25 protein-coding genes and 1 pseudogene are annotated in these 24,504 nt (G+C 63.0%); 15 read left to right on the forward strand and 11 right to left on the reverse strand.

Annotated elements, in window-relative coordinates; translation table 11 throughout:
- Positions 1 to 620 (forward strand): annotated as a pseudogene (locus AC2VOU_RS15730) (phage infection protein); the annotation flags it as partial.
- A 21-nt stretch (positions 621 to 641) separates the two neighbouring features.
- Here the strand turns inward: AC2VOU_RS15730 and AC2VOU_RS15735 are convergent.
- The 3 genes from AC2VOU_RS15735 to AC2VOU_RS15745 are packed head-to-tail and all read right to left on the reverse strand — an operon-like array spanning position 642 to position 3,550.
- Positions 642 to 2,099, reverse strand: a complete 1,458-nt coding sequence (locus AC2VOU_RS15735; protein WP_486958209.1) for a Fis family transcriptional regulator — start codon at positions 2,097 to 2,099, stop codon at positions 642 to 644.
- Positions 2,077 to 2,439 (reverse strand): helix-turn-helix domain-containing protein, encoded by a 363-nt coding sequence (locus tag AC2VOU_RS15740; RefSeq protein WP_486958210.1) that lies wholly within the window; start codon positions 2,437 to 2,439, stop codon positions 2,077 to 2,079. Before AC2VOU_RS15740 ends, AC2VOU_RS15735 begins: the two co-directional genes overlap by 23 nt.
- Positions 2,432 to 3,550 carry a tyrosine-type recombinase/integrase gene (locus AC2VOU_RS15745; protein WP_486958211.1) on the reverse strand — a complete coding sequence of 373 codons (1,119 nt, stop codon included), beginning with the start codon at positions 3,548 to 3,550 and terminating at the stop codon, positions 2,432 to 2,434. The genes AC2VOU_RS15740 and AC2VOU_RS15745 overlap by 8 nt, the downstream gene beginning before the upstream one ends.
- Before the next feature lie 442 nt (positions 3,551 to 3,992).
- Here AC2VOU_RS15745 and AC2VOU_RS15750 point away from each other — a divergent pair, with 442 nt between their 5' ends.
- On the forward strand, positions 3,993 to 5,189 hold the full coding sequence (locus tag AC2VOU_RS15750; protein ID WP_486958212.1) for a helix-turn-helix domain-containing protein: 1,197 nt from the start codon (positions 3,993 to 3,995) through the stop codon (positions 5,187 to 5,189).
- A gap of 534 nt (positions 5,190 to 5,723) precedes the next feature.
- Here AC2VOU_RS15750 and AC2VOU_RS15755 read toward each other — a convergent pair.
- The gene (locus AC2VOU_RS15755) at positions 5,724 to 8,267 is read right to left on the reverse strand and encodes a DEAD/DEAH box helicase (RefSeq protein ID WP_486958213.1); all 2,544 of its coding nucleotides are present in this window, start codon (positions 8,265 to 8,267) and stop codon (positions 5,724 to 5,726) included.
- Positions 8,268 to 8,546: 279 nt separating this feature from the next.
- On the opposite strand from AC2VOU_RS15755, the gene AC2VOU_RS15760 reads away from it, so the two are divergent.
- Together AC2VOU_RS15760 and AC2VOU_RS15765 are read left to right on the forward strand one after the other, a co-directional pair.
- Positions 8,547 to 8,729, forward strand: a complete 183-nt coding sequence (locus AC2VOU_RS15760) for an antitoxin VbhA family protein (protein ID WP_145010566.1) — start codon at positions 8,547 to 8,549, stop codon at positions 8,727 to 8,729.
- An 11-nt stretch (positions 8,730 to 8,740) separates the two neighbouring features.
- A complete protein-coding gene (locus tag AC2VOU_RS15765) occupies positions 8,741 to 9,379 on the forward strand; it encodes a Fic/DOC family protein (RefSeq protein WP_486958214.1) in 639 nt (212 codons plus the stop codon).
- A 152-nt stretch (positions 9,380 to 9,531) separates the two neighbouring features.
- On the opposite strand, the gene AC2VOU_RS15770 is transcribed toward AC2VOU_RS15765, so the two are convergent.
- Together AC2VOU_RS15770 and AC2VOU_RS15775 are read right to left on the reverse strand one after the other, a co-directional pair.
- On the reverse strand, positions 9,532 to 10,254 hold the full coding sequence (locus AC2VOU_RS15770) for a translation initiation factor IF-2 N-terminal domain-containing protein (RefSeq protein WP_486958215.1): 723 nt from the start codon (positions 10,252 to 10,254) through the stop codon (positions 9,532 to 9,534).
- 11 nt (positions 10,255 to 10,265) lie between these two features.
- Complete coding sequence (locus AC2VOU_RS15775) at positions 10,266 to 11,441, reverse strand: hypothetical protein (protein ID WP_486958216.1); 1,176 nt, start codon at positions 11,439 to 11,441, stop codon at positions 10,266 to 10,268.
- Positions 11,442 to 12,773: 1,332 nt separating this feature from the next.
- On the opposite strand from AC2VOU_RS15775, the gene AC2VOU_RS15780 reads away from it, so the two are divergent.
- Entirely contained in the window at positions 12,774 to 14,525 is a 1,752-nt protein-coding gene (locus AC2VOU_RS15780) for a hypothetical protein (protein WP_486958217.1), read from the forward strand.
- A 13-nt stretch (positions 14,526 to 14,538) separates the two neighbouring features.
- Positions 14,539 to 14,907, forward strand: coding sequence for a hypothetical protein (locus AC2VOU_RS15785; protein WP_486958218.1), 369 nt, complete (start codon positions 14,539 to 14,541; stop codon positions 14,905 to 14,907).
- A gap of 48 nt (positions 14,908 to 14,955) precedes the next feature.
- Here AC2VOU_RS15785 and AC2VOU_RS15790 read toward each other — a convergent pair whose 3' ends face one another.
- Complete coding sequence (locus tag AC2VOU_RS15790) at positions 14,956 to 15,456, reverse strand: hypothetical protein (RefSeq protein ID WP_486958219.1); 501 nt, start codon at positions 15,454 to 15,456, stop codon at positions 14,956 to 14,958.
- Positions 15,457 to 15,539: 83 nt separating this feature from the next.
- Here AC2VOU_RS15790 and AC2VOU_RS15795 point away from each other — a divergent pair, with 83 nt between their 5' ends.
- Positions 15,540 to 16,004 carry a GNAT family N-acetyltransferase gene (locus AC2VOU_RS15795; protein ID WP_486958220.1) on the forward strand — a complete coding sequence of 155 codons (465 nt, stop codon included), beginning with the start codon at positions 15,540 to 15,542 and terminating at the stop codon, positions 16,002 to 16,004.
- Between the two features lie 3 nt (positions 16,005 to 16,007).
- Here AC2VOU_RS15795 and AC2VOU_RS15800 read toward each other — a convergent pair whose 3' ends face one another.
- Complete coding sequence (locus AC2VOU_RS15800; protein WP_486958221.1) at positions 16,008 to 16,181, reverse strand: hypothetical protein; 174 nt, start codon at positions 16,179 to 16,181, stop codon at positions 16,008 to 16,010.
- Between the two features lie 48 nt (positions 16,182 to 16,229).
- Between AC2VOU_RS15800 and AC2VOU_RS15805 the strand changes: the two genes are divergently transcribed.
- Positions 16,230 to 17,180, forward strand: coding sequence for a hypothetical protein (locus tag AC2VOU_RS15805; protein WP_486958222.1), 951 nt, complete (start codon positions 16,230 to 16,232; stop codon positions 17,178 to 17,180).
- Between the two features lie 94 nt (positions 17,181 to 17,274).
- Entirely contained in the window at positions 17,275 to 17,571 is a 297-nt protein-coding gene (locus AC2VOU_RS15810) for a hypothetical protein (RefSeq protein WP_486958223.1), read from the forward strand.
- 52 nt (positions 17,572 to 17,623) lie between these two features.
- Here AC2VOU_RS15810 and AC2VOU_RS15815 read toward each other — a convergent pair whose 3' ends face one another.
- Together AC2VOU_RS15815 and AC2VOU_RS15820 are read right to left on the reverse strand one after the other, a co-directional pair.
- A complete protein-coding gene (locus AC2VOU_RS15815) occupies positions 17,624 to 17,830 on the reverse strand; it encodes a hypothetical protein (protein WP_486958224.1) in 207 nt (68 codons plus the stop codon).
- A 31-nt stretch (positions 17,831 to 17,861) separates the two neighbouring features.
- On the reverse strand, positions 17,862 to 18,401 hold the full coding sequence (locus AC2VOU_RS15820) for a recombinase family protein (protein WP_486958225.1): 540 nt from the start codon (positions 18,399 to 18,401) through the stop codon (positions 17,862 to 17,864).
- Positions 18,402 to 19,027: 626 nt separating this feature from the next.
- Here AC2VOU_RS15820 and AC2VOU_RS15825 point away from each other — a divergent pair.
- The 6 genes from AC2VOU_RS15825 (at position 19,028) to AC2VOU_RS15850 (ending at position 24,133) form a co-directional block, all read left to right on the forward strand.
- Positions 19,028 to 20,671, forward strand: a complete 1,644-nt coding sequence (locus tag AC2VOU_RS15825; protein WP_486958226.1) for a ParB/RepB/Spo0J family partition protein — start codon at positions 19,028 to 19,030, stop codon at positions 20,669 to 20,671.
- Positions 20,672 to 21,385: 714 nt separating this feature from the next.
- Positions 21,386 to 21,616 carry a glutaredoxin-like protein NrdH gene (nrdH, locus tag AC2VOU_RS15830; protein ID WP_486958227.1) on the forward strand — a complete coding sequence of 77 codons (231 nt, stop codon included), beginning with the start codon at positions 21,386 to 21,388 and terminating at the stop codon, positions 21,614 to 21,616.
- A gap of 28 nt (positions 21,617 to 21,644) precedes the next feature.
- The gene (locus tag AC2VOU_RS15835; RefSeq protein ID WP_486958228.1) at positions 21,645 to 21,938 is read left to right on the forward strand and encodes a hypothetical protein; all 294 of its coding nucleotides are present in this window, start codon (positions 21,645 to 21,647) and stop codon (positions 21,936 to 21,938) included.
- Positions 21,938 to 23,224 (forward strand): hypothetical protein, encoded by a 1,287-nt coding sequence (locus AC2VOU_RS15840; protein WP_486958229.1) that lies wholly within the window; start codon positions 21,938 to 21,940, stop codon positions 23,222 to 23,224. Before AC2VOU_RS15835 ends, AC2VOU_RS15840 begins: the two co-directional genes overlap by 1 nt.
- The gene (locus AC2VOU_RS15845) at positions 23,221 to 23,391 is read left to right on the forward strand and encodes a hypothetical protein (protein ID WP_486958230.1); all 171 of its coding nucleotides are present in this window, start codon (positions 23,221 to 23,223) and stop codon (positions 23,389 to 23,391) included. The genes AC2VOU_RS15840 and AC2VOU_RS15845 overlap by 4 nt, the downstream gene beginning before the upstream one ends.
- Positions 23,392 to 23,413: 22 nt before the next feature.
- Entirely contained in the window at positions 23,414 to 24,133 is a 720-nt protein-coding gene (locus AC2VOU_RS15850) for a chymotrypsin family serine protease (protein WP_486958231.1), read from the forward strand.
- Here AC2VOU_RS15850 and AC2VOU_RS15855 read toward each other — a convergent pair.
- A complete protein-coding gene (locus tag AC2VOU_RS15855) occupies positions 24,109 to 24,264 on the reverse strand; it encodes a hypothetical protein (RefSeq protein WP_486958232.1) in 156 nt (51 codons plus the stop codon). The two genes, AC2VOU_RS15850 and AC2VOU_RS15855, sit on opposite strands and share 25 nt — an antisense overlap.
- Positions 24,265 to 24,504 lie beyond the last annotated feature (240 nt).

Genomic DNA, 24,504 nt, shown 5'->3' on the forward strand with positions numbered 1-24,504 from the left:
ACTTCAAACCAAGTTTCTTTAACCACTCGATGAAGCGATTCGCATCAATACCATTTATGAGAAATCTCCTCGAGTACACGCGCGGAGACGACGATCCCGATTATTTACTGCTCACCTCGTTCCTCCACTGGAAGGACGATTCCAAACAGCTCACCCAGGCAGACCTCGACAAGGTCTTCTCTGGGATATTCGGCGGTGATGCTGCGTGGCCGGACGTCAGCCAAGTTGTGACGGACCAGATTTTCCACGATGCGGACCAGTGCGTCAGTGCGGCCACGAGCATCAACTTCGAGAACAAGATCGTGCTCTCCATCGCCATCCGCCTGCTGGCAGAGAAATACATGATCGAAGCCATCGCGGACCCAGGATTCACTGGAGCGATAGCAGCAAATCAAACGCCGGTACTGTTTACCGAGTTTCGTCGGCGCTTCCCGCAGGCTGAGGCGGCGCGGAGAATCCTAGACAATGTCGTGTTGATGACCCCCGAACACATACATGTGAATTCCTTTATGTACGAACCAATCCTCGACATGGCCGATGACCACCTGCGACGGTTGTATCAGGACGTCAAAGATTTAACGGCAGCCGGGACCAGCGCTCTGTCGGCGGGGTCGGGCTAGATACTTGGCTGCAGGGGAAAATCAGTCGAGTCGAGTAGCGATGTATCGAGCGTACGTTGAAGCCGACGCCCGGGCATGGGCTTCCAAGGTCTGCGGGCTATAGCCCAGTGTCTCGGCAAGTATGGCGATCGGAGTTGTCTGGGTCAGTTCGTTGAGGGTGCCCAGGCGGGCTTCGAGGGCTGCCAGAACGGGCCGTAGGTGGTTGCGCAGCGTCGTCGGCGTAATGTGCATGCCGGGGCGGTAGCCGCGAAATACCCAGGGCGAGTTGGGATGTGCCGCGGTTTGACGGTTGTAGTTGCTTGCGGCCAGCGCACGGATGGGTTCGTCGAGAGGCGGCGGGAGATCGATGGGATGCCCCGCTAGGTCGACCGTCACCATGTCGGCGGTGATCCTGACCTGACTCCAGGTCAGGGCCGCGACGTCTTCGGCGCGTTGAGCGAAGACGATCATCAGGATCGCAGCGAATCGGTCGCGTGGGTGAAGCGTCTGCTGGTGTACAACTTTTTCGATGACAGCGTTTTGCTGTTCGGTCGACATCCTCGGTGCGGTGCCGCGGCGATGAGGAGTCACCTCGAGGTCCGAAGTGACGAGCTTAGCTTTGATCGCCCATCGGATGAAACGCAGGATATGTTCCCGCGTGGTGGGCCCGGTCGACTGCCACAGATCGATGTGAGCCTGGGTCACGTGTTCGACGGTGGTGTTGTGCTCGGCGGCCAACCAGTTGCAGAACTCGATCGTCACGGTGAGGGTCTGTTTAGCGCGAAGGAACGCCGAGTCGGTCACGAGGTTCATGGATCGGAGTCGCTTCTCGAGCCCCCACCGAATGAAACGGGCGAGGACTTTTCGGTGTTCTTCGGTGGTGATCCGCTGCTGAGTGGTGATGACCCAGGTCTGGAAACTGATTAGTCTCTCGTCACGTGACGGAAGGGCGCCGTGCTCAACGAGCAGGCTGCGCATGTAGTTGGTCGTCCGGCCGGCAGGCAGTTGGTCCAGGACCTCGTGGGTGAGCGTCGGGTGGCGAGCCAGCTCACGCAGAACAGACTGAACGTGAGATTGACGGATCCATACGAGGCCACTGTTGGGGCGCTGCATTGCGGTGAGCGCGTCGATGACGATTTGTAGTTGCGGTGCGATCAGACCGGTTTCGTGGTCGGTAAGCAACCGCTGGGCTGTCTGTTCGAGGACGCAACGTTGGCATCGTCCGCCGCTGTAGAGTTCAGCTTCGGCACCGCAACCGACGCAGTCGACGTTGATCCAGACGCCGCTGCACCGCCGGCAGGCGGGCCGGTCATCGATGATGCCGGGCAGCACACCTTCGTGCCCGCAGGAGCAGATGCCAGTTGTTCGTTTAGCTGCCTGGTAGCAGTATCCACAGATCGATCCGTCAGGCCAGTTGGCCACCGGCTCGTAGTGGCTTTTGCATCGGGCGCATGCGATCGGCCAGCGCTGCGGATCTTCAGGTTTGCGGGGGCGTGCCACCGTCGTCCTGGACGATCCGAATCCGCTTGGCTACCGGGCTTCCCGGCTTTATGCCCAGATCGCGTGCGTGGGGCGCGTTTGCTGACGCGGCCGCTTGCATCTCGACGTAGGGTTCGAACAGTTCGTTGGGTGTGCAGTCGAAGATGTCACAAAGCGCGGCGAAGGTCCGCGACGGAATGCGTTGCGGTTCACCGGTGACCAGGCGGTAGACCTGCGCATCGGAGAGGTTGATCCCGCGCGAGCGCAGCAACGGCCGCAGGTCGGTGGACTTCCAAAGGTTGTGAGCTGCCATGACTCGCCGCAGATGCCAGTGGAAGCCGATTCGGCGTTGCTCAGCCATCGGCGTCTCCCATTCGGAGTCGTCGTGCGATCATTTGCTGAACCACTCTATGTTTGAAGTCCGATCCCACCGATGTGTAGAGCGATGTCGTGGACGCGAACGAGTGCCCGAGCTGCTGCTGTACAAATAACGGGTCGTAGCCGGCCTCGATTAGATGCGTGGTGTAGGAGTGCCGCAGCGCATGCAGGCTCAGCTCCGGTGGTAGGCCCGCTCGCTGCCGGAATGCGGCGAAGGACCGGCCCAAGGCGCTGATCGTCAATCTTCCGCCGCGCTCGCTGGGCCACAACGCGGGGGAGCGCTCGGCGGTGCTGAACAGCTGACGGCCCTCGTCGCACCAGTACTGCAGAAGTTCGACGGCCCAGGCGAATTCAGGTGACGTCAGCACTGTTCGCCGGCGTGGACCCGAACCCTTGGTTCCTTTGGCCCAGCGCACTGTCAGTGCGCCGTAGTTGCCATAGGCCGGCACATGCGGGTTGGGCCCGAAGTCGGTTAGATCTAGCATGACCAGCTCGCGGCGCCGGAGCCCATAGGCATAGCCGACCTTGAATGCGATCGAGTCACGCAGCGCCGTCAACCACCGCTTCGAACCGGTGCGGTGTGCGTCGTCGACGAAATCGTCGATGACATCGAACATATGTTGCAATTCGGTCTTCGTGAACGCTCGCCGTTTGGGCGAGACGGCATCGTCGGTAGTGTGTTGCGGGGTGTTCCACTCGAAGCAGATCTGCGACGGAACATCACCGAATTGCTTCTCGCAAAACGCAACCCAACCGTATCGACTGTCGCTGATATAAGAACAGAACATCGAGATCGCGTTGCTGTAGGAACGCAACGTTGACAACTCGATCGGTTTCTCTTGCGACCTCAGGTCCGCCAGGAACTGGTCAACATCAAGCGGACGCCACCGCCACGGATACTCATTGGTGAACTCGACAAATCGAGAGACGACGCCGCACCGGCCCTTGATAGTGTCGACCGCCAGGCCGCGTGCGAGCATCTGAGCGCGCCAGCCGTCAAACATCGCATTGAGCACCGTCTCGTCAGCCCGCAGCAGAGAGACGTCGTCGAGCCTCAAAACCTGCGGAATGAAACCCGGCAACTCGTCAGCCATGTCGGCAGCCATCCGAAATCGTGCTGGCAATCGACCGCACCGCGAGCCTCAATTGCCCGGCGCACCAATACAATTCGTCACAGTGACGTATGGCACGCGGCCCGGCGGAGCGCGGGGCAGGTGGTCGGCTGCCGGCTATGGCGCCGGGAGGTCGGGGCTCGCTCAAGATTTCACCTAACACCCGAATCATTCACTAAGTGATTGAAAGATACGCTAGCCTCGGCGTCTGCACAACTACCGCAGCGGCTCGTTCGGGACTGCAGACGTCGGAACAGTGCCGAGAACTGGGGCGGATGAGCCAATCGTCAAAGGGTGCGAGCACTTTCATCTAACGCAACTCGCAACAGTTGCATTCCGATAATAGAGATTATGTCAAGTAACACTTGGCTATAGAGACAAGTAGTACTTGACTATTCCTCATAGTCGCAGAATACTTGGCGGTATGGCAACCCCCCGCCTGATCGAGCTGATTGACCAGTACAAGAATGCTCACGGTGTCAGCGATGCCGAACTAGCTCGCAGAATCGGCATCACGCGTGAAAACTTGCGCCTGTGGCGAGTCAACGGCGTGCGGCGCCTGCCTGAGCGTGACAATCTGTCCGCGGTCGCACGCATCATCGGCCAGCCCTATCGCCACGTCCTGTCCGCGGCGCTGTTCGACACGGGCTATCTGACTCCGGTCGATACGACGGTTCCCCGCCCGTACACCGAAGTGCTCTATGACGCCATCGCTGCCCTGACCGAAGCTGCTCATCTGACGAATCAGCCGGCGCGCCAGAACAGTTCAGGAGAATGGGAACCTGATCCGGACCCGCGGGCAGCACTGCCCATCGACTGGGCCGAGTTCGTCACGCAGGCCCTCGCCGGAGCCGCGGCCAACATCGGAAGCACGGAGCAGATCCTCGCTGGCCGACCCGGCTCCTGGGAAGCCGAGCGGGTCCGTCAAACCCTACAATCCACCGTGGGCGCCGACGACGAATACCTGCTGCAACATCGCACGGAACCCGTCGTCATCGATTTGTGGGTCGACAGCATCTTGCGCGATATCAATGACACCGCGTACGACGACTACCGAGACGCGGAACTTGAACTTGCTGCGCGCGCAGAAGCCATCCCCGACCCCGATGACCTGCCCCCCGGCCCTTTCACCCCGGACGACCCGCGCATCGTCGCCGTGGACTGGATCAGCGTCGACGACAACGGCTATCTGGTCGTGCAGCCCAAAGCCGGCTGGGGCGACGACCCCGCCGACATCGCCCTACTGACCGAACTAACTAACGAAGCCGAGAACAGCAGACCCCCCACTGCGGGAGAAATCGCTTACGACGAAGCCCACGAAGCCATCGCCGACCTCAGCGACGCGCTTGCAGCGCAAGAACGCCGCGAGCACAGCGACTATGCCGAACGGCTCACACTTGCCGTTCAGAGCCGCCTAGCGGCCCTGAACCTACCCTCCCCGGTCACCGTCAACATCACTGTCGCGCCAGACGGCGCCCACTCCTCTGCCGACCTCGACGACCACGCGTCTGCGATATACCCCTGCAACGCGATCGACGCCGCGATCGACGACGCGATTGCTCACACCCCTACCCCAGCAGCGCTGCCAGGCACTCCTCTAGATCGGCTCGATACGGCTTAGCGCTAATGGGACCACTTGCACTATTCGTCGGATGGTTCGCTTGTTGTACCCAACTCGACGGCTAGCGCCTCTGGCGGTAACCACAGCTCCATTGCGACCCGCGAGCGTCCGTTGGCACTGCTGGCGGGCATCTCCACTACAGCAAGCCATCCCCCATCTGCCCGTCGGATCCAAGCGACCTGTCGCGCGAGCATCACAGGCTCCAGCAGTAAGCCACAGGCTTTTACCCACAAAGGAAGCTCGTCTTTGCGGATACCAGTGGTAGGGAAAATGCGTGCCGTGTTGACACGCACCTCTCGGTCCACTCGAAACAGAGTCGGGAACTCAGACGAGAGGTCCCAGAAGTCGAACATATGGACCCTAGGGAACATATGTTCGATGATGTCACATGTGGCGCCAGGGGGCGAGCTAGCCTCAGAACGCTAGCCTCAGAAAGTGCGGCTTGCCATCGTGGCGGTCGGGACTGGGCGCAAAGTGAGGTCAAGCCCGTTGCCTGCCGCGTTGCTCGTGTGCGGTCACCGCAAAATCTTCCGGCTACCGCGAGGTGGGGCCGATTAACTTCGAACTGTGTGCGGGGATGATCTGATCCGCCGTCAGTTTGTTTCGGTGCAGCGCTTCGGTGACCGCCGCGGGATCACCCCATGACTTCGCTGCGGCAATTTCGTCGGCGAACAGCAACACATCGGTGCGCAATTTGTCCAAGTCAGCCATCGTGATGATGCGCGTCTCCGGCGGCAAGTTGGCTTCGGGGTGAAGCTCGTTGCTCGGGTGCAGCATTACTGGAATCCGTTGGGTGACATGTGGATTGCGGCGGGCATCCCATTCCAGAGACGTAAGAAGCTGGCCCGCTTCTTTGATCTTCGCGATCCGGAGATCGCCTCGGTTTACCTCCGTTTTGAGCTCGATGACCGCGTTGGTCGTGGGATTCATGCCCCACAGGTTGTCGGGGCCTCCATCTTTTTCCTCTTTGTCGGGTCGGGTGGACGCGAACCCGAGATGATGGCCCAGTAGTTTGATTTGTTGTTCTGCAAGGTCGTGTGTTTCACGCAGGCCCCACGTGATGTTGTCGAACAGCGTGCCGAAGTTCAGCCGCAGCGCGTTCGCGTCGGCGTACATCTCCTTGAGATATGCGGCCGCAGCCGTTCCTTGCAGCGCAGGACCTTTCACGGGTTTTGCAGGCGGGGAGATGTCTGCCTTAATTACCCCGGGATTCAGTTCGCGAGCCCTCGCGATCGTCTTCTGGGCCTGCAAGGGATCGGTGAGTTGCTGATAGCCGGCTAGCTCTTCAAGGAACCATCCCTCCTCCAAATCATCAGTGATCGTGGCAATCCCGGCGCTCAGCAGCGATATGGCCGCGTCGATGTTGCCGGCGGCTGCCTTATCGAAGGCACGGCGCCGCGCGATCGCGATGTCGGTGATCTTGCCATCCCGGTCGTACTCCACATCCGCGACTGCTTGCTTGGCCGCCGCGACCCAATCGTCGTCGCGCTCCAGAAACATGTTGAGCGCGTTGCGAATCTCGGTGATTCCTTCGTTTTCGATTTGGTCGGCGATCTTCTGGCTGAGCTCGATCTGCTTGCGGGTCACCGGAGAGTAAAAGCACCGCAGCTTCGGGTCACGCAGCGTCAGAGCCGTCTCGCGGGTAAGCAGCAGGACTGCGCAATAGTCCTCAAGGTCGCGGATGCCCCGGCCCATACCTTGTTCGACTCGCTGCACCTTGCGAGCCTGGAAGATCGTTGACCCGGTGAGCGCAGCAGATTCACGTTGTTCAGCACCCGATAGCGGCGTGGGAATGCCATCGACGATGAGGAGTCGGCACGCATCGTGCGGTAGGTCGACACCGTCGTATTTGTTCACGAGAACCACGACACCGACATGTTCGCCGGCGGTGAGCCGGTCGATTACCGGGCCCATCGACTTCACGTTGACGGTTGCGTCGGCGAACTGTTCCCAGGCCGCCGCCCGATGCCAGCTCGGTACCAGCACGACGACGTTAATCGGTTTGTCGGTCTTGATCCCGTCGCCGTCCCGGTCGCCATCGGCGAACTCCCGGGCTAGCCGTTGAACGGTGACTTCGGACAGGTTTGGGTTTATGGACATCGGCGCCAGGATGATGCGATCGCCGAGGTCTGAAGCTCGTTCGGGGGTAATCGGATCCCGAATACTCTCGGGTGCGGCACCGAGCTCGGTCACGAGGACGCTTTCGTCCGCCAACGTTGCGGTCAGGTAGACGCGCCGGCGCGCCTCGGAGAACGCCGGAATCATGTCAATGGCCGGGCACGGCATCTTGATCTCGACCCCGGTGTGCGAGAACGTGATGATGGCCATCGCCAAGTTGTCGGCTACCAGCGGCCAGCCGAAATAGAACTCCTTGATGCCGTCGTTGTCGCCGTACTTCTTCAGGATCGCCAGCGCCGCCGCCGCCCGCTCCGCAGTCGCCTTCGGTGGCACCCGGAGGGCGGCGCTGTAGTCCTTATCCTTCAGGTCCGCGAAGGCTTTCGGGCTCTGACGCTTGAGATCCTCAGCGAACAGGTCCAACAACTCGCCGAATCCGGGGCACTCGGGTGGCAACGTCGGACAGAACTGGTGCCCAGCCGCCGCAAGTGCGGAGTGCGCGTCGTCGACGATCACAGCACCCAGCTGCGTGACCGGTTTCTGCCCCCGCACACCGAAGGCGCTGCGACCATTGACTAACTTCTCGAAGGTTGTGACCAAGATGGCACCGCCAGCAAGGAATCGCTCGTCTCGCCGATCGGTCGTCACCGCGATCCCGCTGGGGGCCTCGTCCACCACCTGCTTGATCAGGTAATTGTCGGGAACCAGGTAGACGACCGGCCCGACGCCTTCGTTGATGCTCGACTGCCCAATCAGCAGTCCGACCAGCGTCTTGCCGCCGCCGGTGTTCTGCTTAATCACCAGGTCAGGCTTGTCGCGGCGGTCGAACCACTGCTTGAGTACCTCACCCTGCTCGGGCCGCAGCCGAGACCACGGTTTGTGGGGCAGGGCGGTAAAAATGTCTCGTGGTTGGAGCAGCTTCGCGCCGTTGTCGGTGTTGATTTTGTCCCAGTTGATGGGCATCGGACCTCTGTTAAAAGCTGGTGAAATTGCGGCGAAGCTGGCGACGTTTGAGTCTACCGGGCGAGCCAGGGACCCCTGCGCTTCGCTGCACCCCATGGTGGCGACGGCGAACCATCGTCAACATCCACTGCCGCGATCCCAACCAACTTGACGCATCAGTGCACGACTTCGTCGACGTACGGGACCACGCTGGCCAGCTGCAGGCCGCGTAGCCGCGCTTCCGTCCGATGTCAGCCGCGTCGACTATCCTGGAAGGACTTCACTGAAGGTGGTGTCCGAGTGACCGAGTTGCAGAAGGCCAAGCGCCGGGTCAAGGCCGTGCGCGCGATCCGCCGCAGCACCGAGCTCGAAGGTTCCCGCAGTACCAACGCCACGCGCGCCGACCAGGTCGCCTACGCCCGCGGAACCATCACGGCCGCCGAACTCCGTGATCGCGTCCGGCGCCGGTACAACCTGACGTAGCCGAGCCCGGAGTGCCGCATCCCTGGGACACCGGCGATCTCGAACGGAACTGGCTAGGCTATTTCATCCCCGGCACGAGCATTCTGAGGAACCGGGTCGGCGCCCAGACACCCGAGGCGCTGCGGGATGCGGAGAACGATCTCGTCGAGGCACGGGTTATCGAACTCCGTGAGGGCTCCGAACTTTTGGGTGCCCGCACATATGATCTCGCGTATCTGCGCGCGATCCACCGTCAGCTCTTTCAGGACGTGTACGTCTGGGCCGGTGATGTGCGGACCGTCGGCATCCAGAAGGGCGGAGAGTCCTTCTGTCCCCCGGGCAGCATCAGTCAGCCGATGACCCATGTCGCCTCAGAGGTCCACCGGCTCAACCAGCTCAAGGATGTTCCCGAGGCTGAGCTCGCAGGCACCGTCGCGTACCTATACGACTACGCGAACTTCGCCCACCCTTTCCGTGAGGGCAATGGCCGCTCCACCCGCGAGTTCTTCGACCTCCTCCTCTCCGAACGCGGCGCCGGACTCGACTGGCAGAAGACTGACCTGACCGAGTTGCACAGCGCGTGTCACACTGCGCGAGCCGAATCTGACCTTGGAGGGTTGACTGCGATGTTCGCGAAGATCCTCGACGACGATCCCGCATACGAGTTCTGATCAATCGGGTCAGCAGTCAAACGCAGAATTTGGCGACGTATCGATAATGAACTTCTATCATGTTGTTTTCCAGCGGAATTCGACTACCACGTCTCGTCTTCGTAGGCGCTCAACTTTGGCATTGAGGCCCGGGACACATGCCGCGGCGCTGCCTACCCAGCGTTTTGATTCCGCCGCCACTGGTGGACCTCACAGACAGCCTCGGTCCTGCTGATGCGGCCAGCGCGGAATCGCTCAAAGATGTTGTCGCTGTTTGGATCTATCCGACCGTATCTAAGGCGTAAAGCGGCTTCGCCGACGGCGATTCCCGACCGCGAAAGCTCTGTGGCCAAGTGCGGGCGTTGGCCATCTCGGGTAAGCCGGATCCATTCGATGATGGTGTCATCCTCACCGTCGAGTCCGTTTAGCTGTTCGCAGACCCATTGTTGGTGGAGGGCTTTCGCGTTCTTGACTTCCCACGCATAGTAGGGGCCTTCCGGTTCGCCAAGGTGGTTCGGTCGGGCAGGAACGATGACCTCGTCGAGCAAAATTCTGAGAATGGGTGCCGTCCAGCCGTGCTGGGAAGTTCTGCGGTTATTTTCCGGTGAGGGCTGGGCTTTGATCCGGGCAAGGTCGGCGGCGAAAGATAAGTTGACGTCGCTGGCATCATTCGTCGCGGCTGATCGGCCGTACATTCTGGGATCGAGAATGCCCATAGTGAATTCTGCTGTGGGTGTTGATATCTCAGGGGCGAAGTCACGCATCATCGCCCTGACCACGGGCGCCTCGACTCTTGACGCTGCCGACTTGACGTACTCGCCGCGCTCTCTGAGTTCTGTGATCAGCTGGCTGGAGGTCCAACCCAGCTGTTTGGCGAGTTCGTAAACGCGCTTCATTTTGCCCGCAGCTAGTTCCCGGCCTCGGATTGTGCTGGGGAGGCTGTCTGACCGGGTCCGGTGCTGCGCTTGTGTGCGCGCTGTCGAGCCTTGGCCAAGATTTCCAGTGCTGCCTGGAGGACCTCGGGATTTTCCATGCCCGCCTCTAGATCATCTTGGCGTAGGAACCCGCTGTCGTTGCATACTAAGCCGCCCACCACATAAGTCAGCCGTGCGCTTTCTGGCAAATCGGCGTCGAGTACCCCCTCCCCCTCAACCATCCGTAACATATGACGGCGGCGCTGACGGCTAAGATTTGGCGCGACTTGAGCTGCGTCGCTGGCGGTTTCATCGTTCGTGCGGGTTGACGGAAGGTTGGGGCCAGGAGCAGCCCCTCGGCGCCCGGGCTTGGTCGGCGCCAGGTAGCCACGGCGCCGGGCCAGGGCAATCCAGTCGCGGATCGTAGCCTCGGGGCGGTCGAATACCTCAGACATACGCTTGAGCGCACCTCGACCGCGCCCGGCCTCCCAAACGTAAGTCTCGGCGACATCAATGAGGAGCTCGTCGCTAAGTTCGGGTCGGCCGCGGCGTCGGGCTGCGGATGTCGAGGAGTTCTCCAAGGCGCGACGCTGTTCCTCGCTCAGTTGATCGGGCATCAGGTTTGGGCCGGGGAAAGATCTAATGCCCTCCGTGCGCCACGAATCGTCGGCGAGCTGACGTTCGGTTCGCGTGATGATGTCACCGAGCGGGACATGGCGTAAGACATCGCTGTTGATTAGGGCCGGCGGATTTTGACTGTCGGGAAGCTCGACGCTGTCGGGGGGCGAGTAGTTACCGTCCTCATCGAAGTAGCCCCAGTAGCGCCGGAAGAGTTCAAGCTCGGCAACTTCTAGACCCCGACCACGATTAACTAGCACCGCGTACACGGTTACGGGAAGCTGTTCGGAGTTGTACACGATGTCACAGACATATCCAGGGCCCCTGGGCTTTTCCTTGACATAAATCTCAAGCCGATCAGTAGGCCAGTCCCCGTCAGCATCAATCTCTGATGCGTCGACTCGGTCGTCATCGCGCGGGCCAAATCCCATATCGAAGAATGACCCTTTGGTCAGGTCCAGGAGCTGCCCCACCCTGCTGCGGCTGTATGAGAGGTCCCGAATATTCAGATCAGGATCGTGGATGAAGTCGATTCCATTGCTCTGCCCCATTGCCTAAGAATAAGCCCGCAGGCCAGCTTAAGAGCGGGGAAAAGCTGCCGAGTTAGCCGGCGGAATAACTCAGCGCTAAGCGTCTGCGTGCCGCGGCACTGCCTTAGCTACTAGCGCCTCGCAGGCTGCGGCATCGGGCGCCCGCCGCGGCGGACACGACGACGTGCGAGCGCCTATTTCGACGTCCTCTGTGTGTAGGGAGGAGGGGTCGCGCTAGGCTGCTTGCACTTAGTGGCACCATCAATAGCATTGGTGCGCAACCTACTTCATGAATTCGGCAAATAAAGTTCAACAGCCGCAGCGTATTACCAATGTGGATCCAAACTAAGGTCCACGGACACGATCCTCGTCTTTGTGGTGGACCCGTCACCTTTACGTCGCGAAGGTGAGAATTCCGCCATGTTTGGATCAGAGCCAACACAAAAATTGAATGATGGGATGGGTGTAGGTCCCCAAACCACGTGGCGGACGGCGATACTTGCACCTGCGGATTTGCAAAATTCTCATCAAACTGGCGGACACGTTTTTCTCATCTTCGTGGCGGATCCTATAACCGTACGTTTGTGCAGATCTCGCTCGCATAGCAGGACCGGGCTGCGCGGCTCGAGGACACGCCGTAAGCCAAGGCCGCCGACGTCGCCAGTCTCCCCCGACCACGCTCGCGCCTCACAGTGACGTTCTTGCCTAAGTAGCAGCCCCTCGCTGCCGACTGCTTCGAATACGCTCCACATCAACAGGATTCGGTTCAACATCATCGATCATCGGCATTATCCGTGATGTCAATTGGATCAGTTATTGGCCGGTGCCTCGTCGGCCTACTGCTGCTTCACCTGCGGCGCGTGGTCGGGACCCGCAGTTGACCTGTCCCGGCGATTCGACGGAACCGCCGGGACCACCGAGGTTCACGGCAGCATTGCCCACTCCCGAGCCGGATCTGAGCACCCCACCGGCTTCCTCGCTGCCCCTTGTCCCGAGGGGTCATGTTGACCGCCAGGTTGCCGAGGTCATTGGCTGTCGTGCCGCACTTACCGACGCCGACCGACACATTTTGAGAGGATGGCCCGCGGCGGTGGCAACCCCGGCGTCCGACGTCGGCGACCGCGCTGCGAGGCAACGACCCTGTAGCGGTCTGGAAGGGATTGCTTCGTGTCGGCGCAGGGCGTCGGCGGTTGTCGGCCCTCAGTGCAACCATCAATGGTTATGGGGAAACGGCAGCAAAAGCGTGCACGCCGGCAACGGCGCATCGCGAAGAGGACAAGGCAAACGGGCAGCGGTGCAGCTGCGCCTACACTCAGGCCTGCTTTTCAGCCCGCGGCGATAGAGCTGCCCGACATGAGTGACCTCCCTGTCGGGGCGCAGCGTGTCATAGAGGCGATGCACGGGATGGCGCGGCACGCGATCACCGCGACATCTGTGGGACTGGTTCCGCTCGATCGGGAACAACGCCTCGCGCTACTCTCGGGCATCGACAGCACAGCCGTATTGGTAGCGCTGGGCGAGATGCAAGCTGAGCTCGACGCGGCGATGCTCAGCAGTGCGGAGACGTTGCCGATCGAGGCGATGCGCATGGTGGATTCGCAGTGGTACGAGCCGGTGCGGCAGCAACTCGTGGCTGGGCATCGGCTGGCGCCACCGCAGACTATGGTCCGGCTCATGCGGGAGATCATCGAGGCCGGCGAAGCGCCGCGCGAGCGCGACGCCGACGACGACGCCCTGCTCCAGCTGTTGTTGTCGGTGAACGAGGACCACGACACCCCGAGTGGCCGGGCAGCTCGGTTCAACGCGATGGACATACGCCAGATGGACGCGGAGATGCGGGGCATGTCGGAGGACGAGCTCATAGAGTTCGCCAACGAGATGGCGGTGGACGAGGCGGCGTCGATGATGTTCAACGCCTCTCGGTTGCCCGAGCAGATGAAGTGCATGGCTCACGAGTTCTGGTACCAGCCATGGGCGGAGAAGGTGGGCGACCAGCTCGGTGCGACCCCAGCCGACACGTTCCGTGAAGCCACCGGGATCAGCATGGACGAGTTCCTGCGGGCGGGCGACGTCATCGCGTCGGTTCTCCGGACAGGGCGCGCCCGCTTCGACATAGGCGCACTCCACGAGCACGGTGTCAGTGACGAAGTGGTGCAGTACATCAAGCGGAACATGGTCCGCGACCTCGACGAATTCCGCGCCATGTCGCAGCAGGATCGAGAGCGCGGCGACATCCGATCGCAGCGGTACACGTTCACGCGGTTCCCGTTCCTCGGCGACGGCGCAGTGCTCGCGCTCCGGGCGCAGTGGGGCATGGACCGGTTTTTCGGGAACGCCCCCGAGTTCGATGTTCAGCAGGGCTTCATAGAGCAGGGAAAGCCGGAGCGGGCAAAGCAGTTCCAGGATGCGGTCAAGCACCAGTTCGAGCAGATCGTCGGTCGCATCATCGCCCGCATCGCTGCGAACAGTGCGGTGTTCGGCTCCATCGTCGGTGAAGAGGAGATGCAGGCCGCGTGGACAGTGAGGAGCGGCGGCCGGCCGAAGGCGTGCGATTGGATGCTGCCGACCGATAGCCGGTTCGCCTGGCTCATCGACGCGACGCACCGCCCGCTGAGGCAACCGCTGGCCGAGGGATGGGGCAGCGGCGAGGACTTCGCCTCCAACCTCGAAGCGTTCCTGACTAGCAAGAAGGCGCGTCAGTTCGAGTCCGTGATCGACCACCTGACCGAACGCGGCTGGGACGGAAGATCGTTCACGGATACGACGTTCGCGCCCTTCGTCGTCGTGCCCGACGTGGGACTACCGAGCACGCCGACGTCGATGATGCTCGTCGGGATCTGTGCACGCGAGATGATGGCGGCGCGCGGGGGCAGGATGCTGGCGCCCGCTGTCGTCTCGATCTCCGATCTCCTGCTGCTGGAGGGCATGGCGGAGACGCCCAGGGTTGAGGTGGCCAACCTGATCCGGACCTGGCGGCAGGTGGGGGTGATGCCGCTGCAGCAGTACCTGGAGGCGTGCGGGTTCCCGTACCGTCCATGCCCGCGGTTCATGGTCACAGCCGCCGCGGAGTTGGATGCGCGGATACGACCGGCACAGGCCGCGTGAGGAGCCGAGTGCGGTGGCCGCGTTGACCTTGGAGTTGATCGATCTCCGTCCCGGCCCCTTGGACGATCGCTCGTGGATGCCGCCTTTCGACGAGGCAGTGAATTATGCGAACCCGCACTGGTGGAACCCGCTCCTCTACGACACCGAGCACCCCTGGTACGTCCAGGTGCTGGAGGCCGGCGCCGAGGTGGCACGCGTCGAGCTCAAAGAGGACGTCGACATCGAGCACTACGCGAACGTGCCGACCGGGGTGCGCGTCGCGAGGTGGCTGGGATGGGACTGGGAGTCGCACGTCCCGCTGCTCGAACGGGTCACCGCTCCGGCGTACGACCCGTTCGCGTGCTTCGCGGGCACACACCAGCGCCGCCTCCGGCACACATGAGACGTCAGCTGCTACCGGTGCGGGACAAACACTACTCGCACCCCTGACCTACGACTGTCGTTCAGCCGTTTCCACCAGCATCTGCACCCGGCTGCGTAGGTCGAACTGATCACCCTCGGTGCGCCCGTGCCCTGTGATCGCATACGGCCGCGCCTCAGTGCCGGCAAACCCGTTGGTGTCCAGAACCTCGAGTACCGCGCCAGCCGCGAACATCTTGCTCACCGTCGCCCCCGGAGCCAGCGGTACCGGCATCGTCACCAGGTCTCCCAGCACGTCACGGAACATCAAGACCTGGTTCTGGTCGTCCAGGCCGGAGAGTTGGAACGCTATCTGGCTGATCTCGGTGGCAAGGCGCCCCGCGTTGGTGATCTCGATCGACACGAAAGGCTCAGCGGCGGCGAAACCCGACTTCGAAGTGACCCGGACCCGCGGCCCGCTGCGGCGCCACGAGATCACCTGCCATCCGAGGGCGACGGCTGACACCACGAGCGCCAGGACCGACAAGCAGAGGGTCAGGATGACCGGACCTGTCCACGGGGAAGTTCCCATGCGCGCAGGTTAGCTGCATGTACGGACAACCCGCCGCGGTTGAGTGGGACGCTCTGTCTGCCCCCAGTAATAGGCTCCGCTCTATGCCCCTCCAGTTCGTCGATCACCGCCGCGGTTCCGCGAGCAAGTACTCGTGGGTGCCGCCGTTCGACTGGTCGGTGGACTTCGAGAACGACCAGTGGTGGGACGAGCCCAGATACCACTCCGTGAGCGAACCGTGGTTCGTGCAAGTCATGGAGGATGGCATCGAGGTCGCCCGCGTCGAGTTCGACGACCCCGGCGGGATCAACCCGGAGTACGTGGGCGTGCCGAAGCTTGGCGGAGGACGCCTAGAGATCCAGTTCATCGAGGTGGCCGCCGCCGCGACTCGTCGCGGGATCGGGACCCGCGTGGTGGAGGGTCTCGCGGAGCTCCACCACGGGCGTCGACTGTTCGCATACAGCGAGGACGCCGATGCGTTCTGGTCGTCGCTCGGGTGGCAGCGTTTCGACCACAGGGACGGACAACCGCAGTTCCACCGCGCGTTGTTCATCCAGCCGGATCCGTAGTGGTCACAGAGCCGCCCACCGCGACAGCTCCCGCCGCGCCTCCGCGTCGTTCACCGCGCCGGTCCCGCGCAGAAAACGGTGCCACGCCCGCTGCTCGGCCAGGTACTGCTCAACGGCGGCCGGCAGCGTTGGGCCGTCGAGGTCTTGCTGTACTCGTCCATGACGGATTAGACGCACCCGGTTGGTGAACGGTTCCCTGCACCCCTCCCGCGTAGCGTCCGCCCCATGACAGGAAACGCAACGAATCGCACGTCAGGTGTTCCGCTCGAGCCGTACATGATGCTCGCCGACACCATTCTCCGCTTCGCCGACGCAGTAGAAGCCCTGATCAAGGACAAGCTCGCCTACCCCTTCTCGACGATTCCCAGCGCCGCTTTGAGCGACCGCGCCGTGGACGGCGAGCACGTCGGCACCCGCACCAAGAAGATCTTCATCCGTCTCACGGCCAACCAGGTCTACGACGTCGCGGTGCAGCTCGACCTACACCGCGGGATGGCAGCGGTTCTTCCGGCGATGGGGGTGTTCTTCGCGCCGTACCCGTTGGGGCGGACTTGTGTGGCGACGGCCGCCAAGGCGTGGTTCATCCTCGACGGCGCCACGCGCGAGGAGCGACTGCAGCGCTACCTAAACGAGGAGCTTGGCGCCCTCTACGGCGCCCCGTGGGACTTCGGCGATGAGGCTTCACGCGAGGACATCGCCACGTTGGCCGACGATCTCGTAGCGGTTGGAGCGAAGGCCGGACTCCGGGTCGTGCGCTCGGCGAAGGCGAAGGACTGGCAGGCGCCGCACCTGGTTAGTTCCCGCCAGTGTGACGGGGAAAGGCCGGCATCGGAGACGCAGGTCGTACTGGAGATGTTCGCGGCTTCCGGCCTCGGGGCGGACCAGGTTAGCAAGCCGTACGCGCTGCTGTCGGCGGCGACGCACGGGCGCTTCAAGCAGTCGGGGATCTCGGAGTCGCTCCTCACCGGCCGGACCGAGTACGGCGTCCCGACGATGGCGGTGCACTCGTCGGCTGGGACGACGGCCAAGGTCACCGTGCTGGCCGCCATCGCGACGCGGACCCATCTGCTGTCGCTAGCGCGGTACGCGAACGTGCCGGAGGCAGTGGTGCACGACCGCCTTGGTGATCCGCTCGCGCAGTGGTGCGAAATGGGTGGAGTTCCGGTCCCGGAGTGAGCGGAACTAACGGCTGACCCTGTAAACGAACGGCCCTCGCCCCAGTAATAAGTGAGGGCGGACCAACCCGGCGAGCCCACCAAGAGGAGGAATCATGTCGCAGCTGGATTGGATGCCTGTCAGCGAGTCCTACGACGAAGCAGCCGGGGCGCTGATGCCCGGCCTGGTGGTCAAGCACGGCGCGATCGCCAGGATCGGTGACGGCGCGGTCTTCATGGAGGTGTGGCCGTCGGAGTCGCCCGAGCACATCGACGACGTCCTCACGCTCACGCTGACCGTGGACGGGGACATTCACGAGGAGATCGGCCGTTACCCATCGTTCGAGGCCGCCCGAGACGCCGCGCAGCAGTATGTCGACGGACGTGATGGAGGGCTTCCCGGCGCTCGCTGAGCCGCCCCACGTCTCTCCGCGCGGTGACAGGGCGTTACAGGAACTGACGTTCTTAAACTCGCCGGTCGTCTTCCGCTTCGTTCGGCAGCTCATCCAGAGCCCAGTACACGCCGGCGAGGAAGGCCTTCAGGCGATCGTCGTAGTCGTTGCGAGCTCGGTAGTCGTCAGGAAGCGGATCGAGGGGGTCCAGGTCGAGTACTTCGCGGACGTACGCATGAGCCTTCGCTTGAGCCGCGTGTCTGTGGTCGAGGTAGCTCACCGTGGTTCCTCCTTTGGTTGGGAGCCAGACGCTACGCGACCTGGCGATGCACGTCCGCGGCGCGGATCAACCACGCCCCGGACGTTGGAGTGTCGGAGCCGGCGCATACCGCGGGCTGCGTCCCCCTGTTGATCCTCACGTTCAGCGCCCGCCGGGTGATCCCGAGCAACGCGGCGGCCTCAGCGACGGACAGCCAACCGTTGGCGCGACGCCACTGCGCGGCGGACTTGCGGCTGTAGGTCACCTCGCTGATCCACTCTGCTCGGGTGACCCAGCGATCCTCCCAGCGGGTCGCATGCAGGCGATCTCGCAGATCCCGGAGCGTCGCGCTCATTTCGGGGAGGTCGCGACCGACTCGGTCGGCGCCTACCACCACGAGCAGGTCACTGGGACGGGCGACAGTGAGCAGCGCTTCGAGTCCCGGCCGCGGTGTGCCGGCCGATCCACTGGCCTTATCGGAGTAGATCCGGTCGGCGGGAACACCGGCCGCGACGAGAGCGTCGGTCTGCTGGTCCAGTGACTGATGTTCGGTGCTGACTAGGGCCAGGCCGAGGAGGTAGGGACTACTCATGGCTCAAGCTGTAGCAGAAGTCTGCGGCACCACCTTTGCGAGACGCGAGTTCTGACAAGGCTTTTGAGATTCGTCGACCTGCGGGTTCCGAGTCGGCGCAAGCTGCCCGGCGAACAGTCCGAGAACTAGAGAAACGAGACGGTTACCGCAGCACGTATGGCGCGGGCGTAACGCCAGGTCGCAGTGTCTCGTTTCCTGTCTCACGACGCGGAATTCAGCGAGTCGCCGCCGCATAGCTTGTCCGCTCGCCGCCGCGACACGAATTCTCACCGAAATGTCCAATTGGACATCGAGTGGACATTTGAGTTGAGAAATGGACATCAAACTTGAGAAGCCACAATGGGAAAGTGGATGGGCTTGGACCTTTGGGGGTCCAAGCCCGTGTTTCTTTGCCTTTCTGGCTTTTTCGATTATTGCCCGGCGGTCCGCTGCGCGCCGAGGCCACGGCCTCCGCTTCGCTACGGGCCCAAGGCTCGCACAGTTGGCCGACTCACTCGCTTCGCTCGCGTCGGCCAACTGTGCGCCCGGACCTTGCACTCCGCGTCCCTATGCCGGGCCAAATCTTCATTGCCAGAAGGCAAAAAGAACAGGCGGCCACGCGCGCGCCTCCCTAGAAAGGTTCAGTCATGACCGACACAACCAACACCGATCTCGTGGAAACCCGTACCTCGCAGCCCATGGGAACGTTGGAACACCTCGACCCGCATAGCTTGACGTTGGAACTCAACGTGCGAGACACCGCCGACCTCGACGCTCAGTTCGTGGCCAGCATCAAAGAGCACGGCGTACTGATCCCGCTCGCCGCCGTGCGCGGTCCTGACGGGACGGTCTGGGTTCGGGCCGGGCAGCGGCGGGCATTGGCCGCTCGCGAAGCCAACTTGACCACCGTCCCGGTCTATGTGCGGCCCGCGACAGCCAGCGATGAGGCTGATCAGCTGGTGGAGCGGGTCTCTGAGCAGATCGTGGAAAACGAGCAGCGCACGCAACTCACCGACGCTCAGCGGGCGCGTGGGATCCAGCAGATGATCGATGCTGGGGTGTCGGTGACCAAAGTGGCCAAGAAGCTGGCGATCGGGAAAGAGGCCGTGAAGGCTGCAGCTACCGCAGCGAAATCCTCGACCGCGATGGATGCGCTGGCCAGCGGGCAGCTCAGCCTGACCGAAGCAGCGGCGATCACCGAGTTCGAGGACATGCCCGGCGCGGTTGAGCGGCTGATCAGCGCGGCAAGCACTCCCCGATTCGAGCACACCCTTGCCCAACTGCGCGAAGAACGTGCCTCAGCCGAGGCCGAAGCCCGCGCCGCGCAGGTCTACACCGACAAGGGATTCGCCGTGCTTGAGCAGCGGCCCGAGTCGTGGAACCCGGACTGCATACCGCTGCACTACCTGTTGACCCCAGAGGGGGCCGAAGCCGACGACAAGGCCGTCTCCAACCCCGCACACTGGGCTGTGCTGCTCTACGAGGACACCGCACTGTGCGACGTGCAGACCGGTGAGATCGTCGACGAGGACACCGTGGACTGGGACAACACCGAAGGCCAGCCCGACGCCGAACCCGCCGAGCGCCTATGCCACGCCAAAACCGTCACCGAGACAACGGGTTTCGTCCCGGAGTACTACTGCATTGACTACCGTGCTGCGGGGCTGGCACCCGAGGACTGGTTCTTACGGCGCGCGGGAATCGTGGGCACCAACACCAGCGAACCGGTCGACTTGGATGACGAGGCGCGTGAGGCTGCACGCCAGCAGGCCGAAGCCGAACGCACCGAAGCTGAGAAGCGCGAGCGCCGGAAAGTGTTGGCGCTCAATAAGCTCGGTGATGCGGCTCTGAGCGTACGGCGTGAGTTCGTCCGGAAGCTGTTGGCGCGCAAAACACCTCCCAAGGTTGCCGCCCTTTTCATCGCCGACTGCCTGGCTCGTGACAGCTTCTTGCTCACCAGCCACAATGCGCTGGACACGACGGCTGCACTGCTCGGAGTGGACAGCGGCCAGGCCGTGGCCAAGCTGGTGGCCGATTTGCCTGCCAACGGCGACGGGCGTGCCCAGGTGATCACGCTGGCCCTGGTGCTCGGTGCGCTGGAATCGCGGACCCCCAAGGATGCCTGGCGCAACAATGCAGACGGGTGGGGCCATCACGTCGGCAGCGGCGAGTATCTGCGGTGGCTGGCCGACAACGACTATCCGCTGGCTCCCGTCGAGGAAGTTGTGACCAAAGCCAAGGACGCCGACAAGGTGTACGAGCAGTATTTGGCCGATGCGGTAAAGGAGTAGCGCGGCGCTCGGGTGGGGTCAGGGCTGCCGGTTTTGGCCCCACCTATCGCGGCGGCGGTTCAACCTTATGTCGGGAAATTGAAACACGATGCGGGCTTGGGCCTGTTGATCTTGAACCGGAAGGATTCCTGCAAGGCGCCGGCCTCCGCGTGGCCGCACGCCAACAGGCAGGTGAACGTTCCCCGAGCTGCTCGCTGACGCTCACTGGGAAAACTTCGCAGCCGAGCCTTGCGCTCCGTGGCCCGCTGGCCGGTCGAAATCGTGAATGATCGATAGGAAGAGAAAATGGTTGAAATTGGAGTAAGAAGAACGGGCGACACATGTGCGCAGTGGTGTATTTAACGATTACGCGCGACAAGTCAGCGCCGGAATATCAACAAAGGAACGCGGACCAAATGCTGCCGTTTACCGATTCCTACCGAGTCGCGAGTAACGAGAATCAGCGTGAATTCACGGCGCGCACTCCCGAGCTGCTGACCTTGTCAGTCCTCCCTTGTACGATAGCGCGATTGCGCAGCTCACGCGGGCGTGTAGCGCACGTGCATGCGCGGGATATCGGCATAGGAAGAGTGTGCTTTCTCCCGAATCTCAATGCTGTGGAGAACTATCCACAACTGCCCGGAATTCTTTTGCGTGACCATGGCATAGGGTCACTAGCACCGGTAATATTTGATTATCGAACGCAGCACCAACCATTTGCGAAGGAGGCGACCAATGTCCGCAATCACGGTTTACACGAAACCGGCCTGCGTGCAGTGCGCTGCGACGTTTAAAGCGCTCGACAAGCGGGGCATCGAATACCAGAAAATCGATTTGACCGAAAATCCCGAGGCCCGCGAATACGTGATGAGTCTGGGCTACCTGGGCGCACCCGTCGTCTGCGTCTCCCCCACGGTGCACTGGTCGGGTTTCCGTCCGGATCGCGTCGCTCTGCTGGCCGCCTAGACCCGTTGACCGGAAAGGACTCACACCGATGTACACCGACGCCGCACTCGAGCAAGCAGTTGCCGAGTTCGCCGACCTGGACCGCATCGACGAAATCGTCGAAACGCGAAGCCATTTGCTCACTCACCTGTCTGATGCCGTGAAGGCCCTGCAGAAGGCCGCGAGCAGTCTTGAGCAGTTGCGCAGTGACACCGTCTACGACGTCGAGTTTGTCGACGGCCGCGACGGCCGCGATGTCGCCACCTTCCTCGACGACAGCATCCGGCATACCCGCGCGGCCTACGCCGTGGTGCACACGGTCATCGACAAGGAGGCTCCGTGATGGCCAGCACAGCGCAGACCCGTTCACCCGGAACCGCTTTGGACCAGGTGCGCGACGCCCTGCAGGCGGCAGGGCAGACCATCTGCCCGCGTGGCGGTGACGCCTTCATGGCCAGCTGCCCTCTGCACACCGACCACTCCCCCTCACTGTCGGTGGGGTGGCGTGAAAACACTCGCGCCGGGCGGGGCGGGGCGGTGCTGCTGCACTGCTTTAGCTGCCAGGCCTCGGCGGCCGAGATCGCCGGTGCCCTCGGTCTGCGTCTGGCTGATCTGTTCGACAACCCCGCCACCACAACCGGCCAGGGCTGGACCCGCACCGCACAACCGAAAGCGCCCGGTCGAGCTCGCGGGTTAGGACCGTTGCCCACGCGGATCACCGCACCCCGCCAACACGTCGAGCATCAGTGGCGCCGGGTCCGGATCTACACCTACCTGGCCCTCTCCGGCCAACCAGTGCAGCAGGTCATTCGCGAAGAATGCGCGTGCGCCGGCGATCCCCACAAACGGTTCCGCCAGCGCTATCGCGACGCACACCACTGGGTGTACCGAAAGCCCCCTGGATTCACCCCGGTGCTATACCGGCCCAACGCAATTCAGCGCGCGGCCAAGACCGGCGCATGGGTGTGGGTTACCGAAGGTGAGAAGGACGCCGACACCCTGACCGCGCTGGGTCGCCTGGCCACCACCAACGCCCAAGGGGCCGCGAACTTCCCCGCTGAGCTGGCCGACGCATTCGCCGGACTCAACGTCGCCATCGTGGCTGACCGGGACCTCGCCGGATATCAGCGCGCGATCAACCTGCACAACCGTCTGCTTGCCAGCGCCGCCCGGGTGGTGCTGCTCGTGCCCGCCATCGACGCGGACAAAGCCGACGTCACCGACCACGTCGACGCCGGGCTGTGGGACCGCAACGACCCCTTCGGGGGTTTCGCCGTCATCACCCCCGCCGAGCTGCACGCCTTGGCGAGCGCCGCCAAGGCCCGCTGGGCCGTCGATCGTTTCGACAGCGCCCTGCGGGAAGCGCGCGCCCACCACGACCGGCGCGGCCGGGTGCCCGGCAGCGCGCGCAACGGGGCGCGGTGGCTCGCTGAAGCCGCCGACCAGCTGCGCGCAGTGCAACACATCCACGACGAGCTCCGATGCCACAGCAACCAGCACCAGTCACCGGTGGCATCCAGCGCCACGCACACCGTCGAAGGACTTCTCGAGCGGCTCACCCGCGACTACCGGCGCAACACTGGCCGCTCACCGGTTCACTCGAACCCCCGTCTGAAGGAGACTGCATGACAACGCGTTTCGAGATCATCATCACCAACCGGGCCGCTGCAGCGATCGCCGCGGCCGCAGGCCGGCCCGGGCCCGCGGCCAACACCGCCCGCGCCTGGATCGACAGCATGACCGCCCGCGCGCAACTGCGCTCCGAACGCCGCCTGCGCCACCCGCGGGCCGCCTAGAACCTCAAAAGGTGACCGACCCATGCGCACCGCAACCCGCAGACTCACCGCTACCGCTACAGGCCTGCTCACCACGGCAGCTCTGGCGCTGGGCGGCTCACCCTGCTCACACGCCTCCCTGACCGTCGTGAGCCCTGGCGAAGAGGTCGACTACATCAACTCTTCCGGGCGCAACCAGTTCTGCACGATCGGCTACGTCTACACCGGCGCCGACATGCATACCTACGCCATCACCGCCGGACACTGCCGCGCCGATCCGGCATCGGGGTATGCGCGCGACAAGAACAACGGGCTCACCGGAGACTTCGTGCGTACCGTGTCCGCGCCGCCCCGCAGCGGCGGCGCGGACTATGCGCTGATCGACTTCAGCAGCAACTCGTTGGCATCGGCGTTTATCGTCAACCACCGCATGCCCTTCATGGACGGCCAACCCGAGCCCCAGATCGGCGAGAACGTCTGCCGCATGGGCGTGTCCAGCGGCCAGCAGTGCGGCCAGATCGCCGCCGGCCAAGGTGAAGACCAGTACCTGACTACCGGGATGCCGCCGAGTATCCCCGGTGACTCCGGAGGCCCGGTCTGGACGCCGACCGCACACGGATTCCCGCAAATCATCGGGATTTGGCTCGGCGAGAAAACGACCGCGGCCGGCCAAGAATACGGTCGGTTCGCCTCGCTATCGAGCGGCCTTCGCGCTCTCAACGCACCCGGCCGCCTCGGTCAGAACTCCAGCAGCCCCGAGTAATCAGCGCGAGGATATGACACATCGCACACCAGCACCGGCGGCGACCAGTGACCGTTCACCAGCCAGTCGATCACTGGTGTCGGAATGCATTCCGATTCCACCAGCTCCCGGAGCACCGCCGTCTCGATCACAGTCGTACGTTACCTGCGCTGCGGCGGCCACCGCGACCCTCACCGCGTCACAATGTGACCTCGGCCGCCAGACCGCCGATGAGACCGCCTTTCTCATCCGGTTGCTGCAGGGTTGCGCCCCGCCCCAATGGGCCCGTGGGCCGAAATCCGTAGCCCCTCACCTCTTTTAGCCGTCAGCAGGGTGCTCATGCTAAGCGGGCGGGGCCCCGAGCGCTCAACCCACGCCCGCACCGAACTACG

The sequence above is a fragment of the Mycobacterium sp. TH-M25 genome (assembly GCF_057473665.1).

Excerpts from the sequence above, each read along its gene's own strand:
- AC2VOU_RS15740 (WP_486958210.1), bottom strand. The coding sequence starts at position 2,439 with ATGGCTGAGCAACGCCGAATCGGCTTCCACTGGCATCTGCGGCGAGTC.
- AC2VOU_RS15745 (WP_486958211.1), bottom strand. The coding sequence starts at position 3,550 with ATGGCTGACGAGTTGCCGGGTTTCATTCCGCAGGTTTTGAGGCTCGAC.
- AC2VOU_RS15750 (WP_486958212.1), top strand. The coding sequence starts at position 3,993 with ATGGCAACCCCCCGCCTGATCGAGCTGATTGACCAGTACAAGAATGCT.
- AC2VOU_RS15755 (WP_486958213.1), bottom strand. The coding sequence starts at position 8,267 with ATGCCCATCAACTGGGACAAAATCAACACCGACAACGGCGCGAAGCTG.
- AC2VOU_RS15770 (WP_486958215.1), bottom strand. The coding sequence starts at position 10,254 with ATGAAGCGCGTTTACGAACTCGCCAAACAGCTGGGTTGGACCTCCAGC.
- AC2VOU_RS15775 (WP_486958216.1), bottom strand. The coding sequence starts at position 11,441 with ATGGGGCAGAGCAATGGAATCGACTTCATCCACGATCCTGATCTGAAT.
- AC2VOU_RS15780 (WP_486958217.1), top strand. The coding sequence starts at position 12,774 with ATGAGTGACCTCCCTGTCGGGGCGCAGCGTGTCATAGAGGCGATGCAC.
- AC2VOU_RS15790 (WP_486958219.1), bottom strand. The coding sequence starts at position 15,456 with ATGGGAACTTCCCCGTGGACAGGTCCGGTCATCCTGACCCTCTGCTTG.
- AC2VOU_RS15795 (WP_486958220.1), top strand. The coding sequence starts at position 15,540 with ATGCCCCTCCAGTTCGTCGATCACCGCCGCGGTTCCGCGAGCAAGTAC.
- AC2VOU_RS15805 (WP_486958222.1), top strand. The coding sequence starts at position 16,230 with ATGACAGGAAACGCAACGAATCGCACGTCAGGTGTTCCGCTCGAGCCG.
- AC2VOU_RS15810 (WP_486958223.1), top strand. The coding sequence starts at position 17,275 with ATGTCGCAGCTGGATTGGATGCCTGTCAGCGAGTCCTACGACGAAGCA.
- AC2VOU_RS15820 (WP_486958225.1), bottom strand. The coding sequence starts at position 18,401 with ATGAGTAGTCCCTACCTCCTCGGCCTGGCCCTAGTCAGCACCGAACAT.
- AC2VOU_RS15825 (WP_486958226.1), top strand. The coding sequence starts at position 19,028 with ATGACCGACACAACCAACACCGATCTCGTGGAAACCCGTACCTCGCAG.
- nrdH (WP_486958227.1), top strand. The coding sequence starts at position 21,386 with ATGTCCGCAATCACGGTTTACACGAAACCGGCCTGCGTGCAGTGCGCT.
- AC2VOU_RS15835 (WP_486958228.1), top strand. The coding sequence starts at position 21,645 with ATGTACACCGACGCCGCACTCGAGCAAGCAGTTGCCGAGTTCGCCGAC.
- AC2VOU_RS15840 (WP_486958229.1), top strand. The coding sequence starts at position 21,938 with ATGGCCAGCACAGCGCAGACCCGTTCACCCGGAACCGCTTTGGACCAG.
- AC2VOU_RS15845 (WP_486958230.1), top strand. The coding sequence starts at position 23,221 with ATGACAACGCGTTTCGAGATCATCATCACCAACCGGGCCGCTGCAGCG.
- AC2VOU_RS15850 (WP_486958231.1), top strand. The coding sequence starts at position 23,414 with ATGCGCACCGCAACCCGCAGACTCACCGCTACCGCTACAGGCCTGCTC.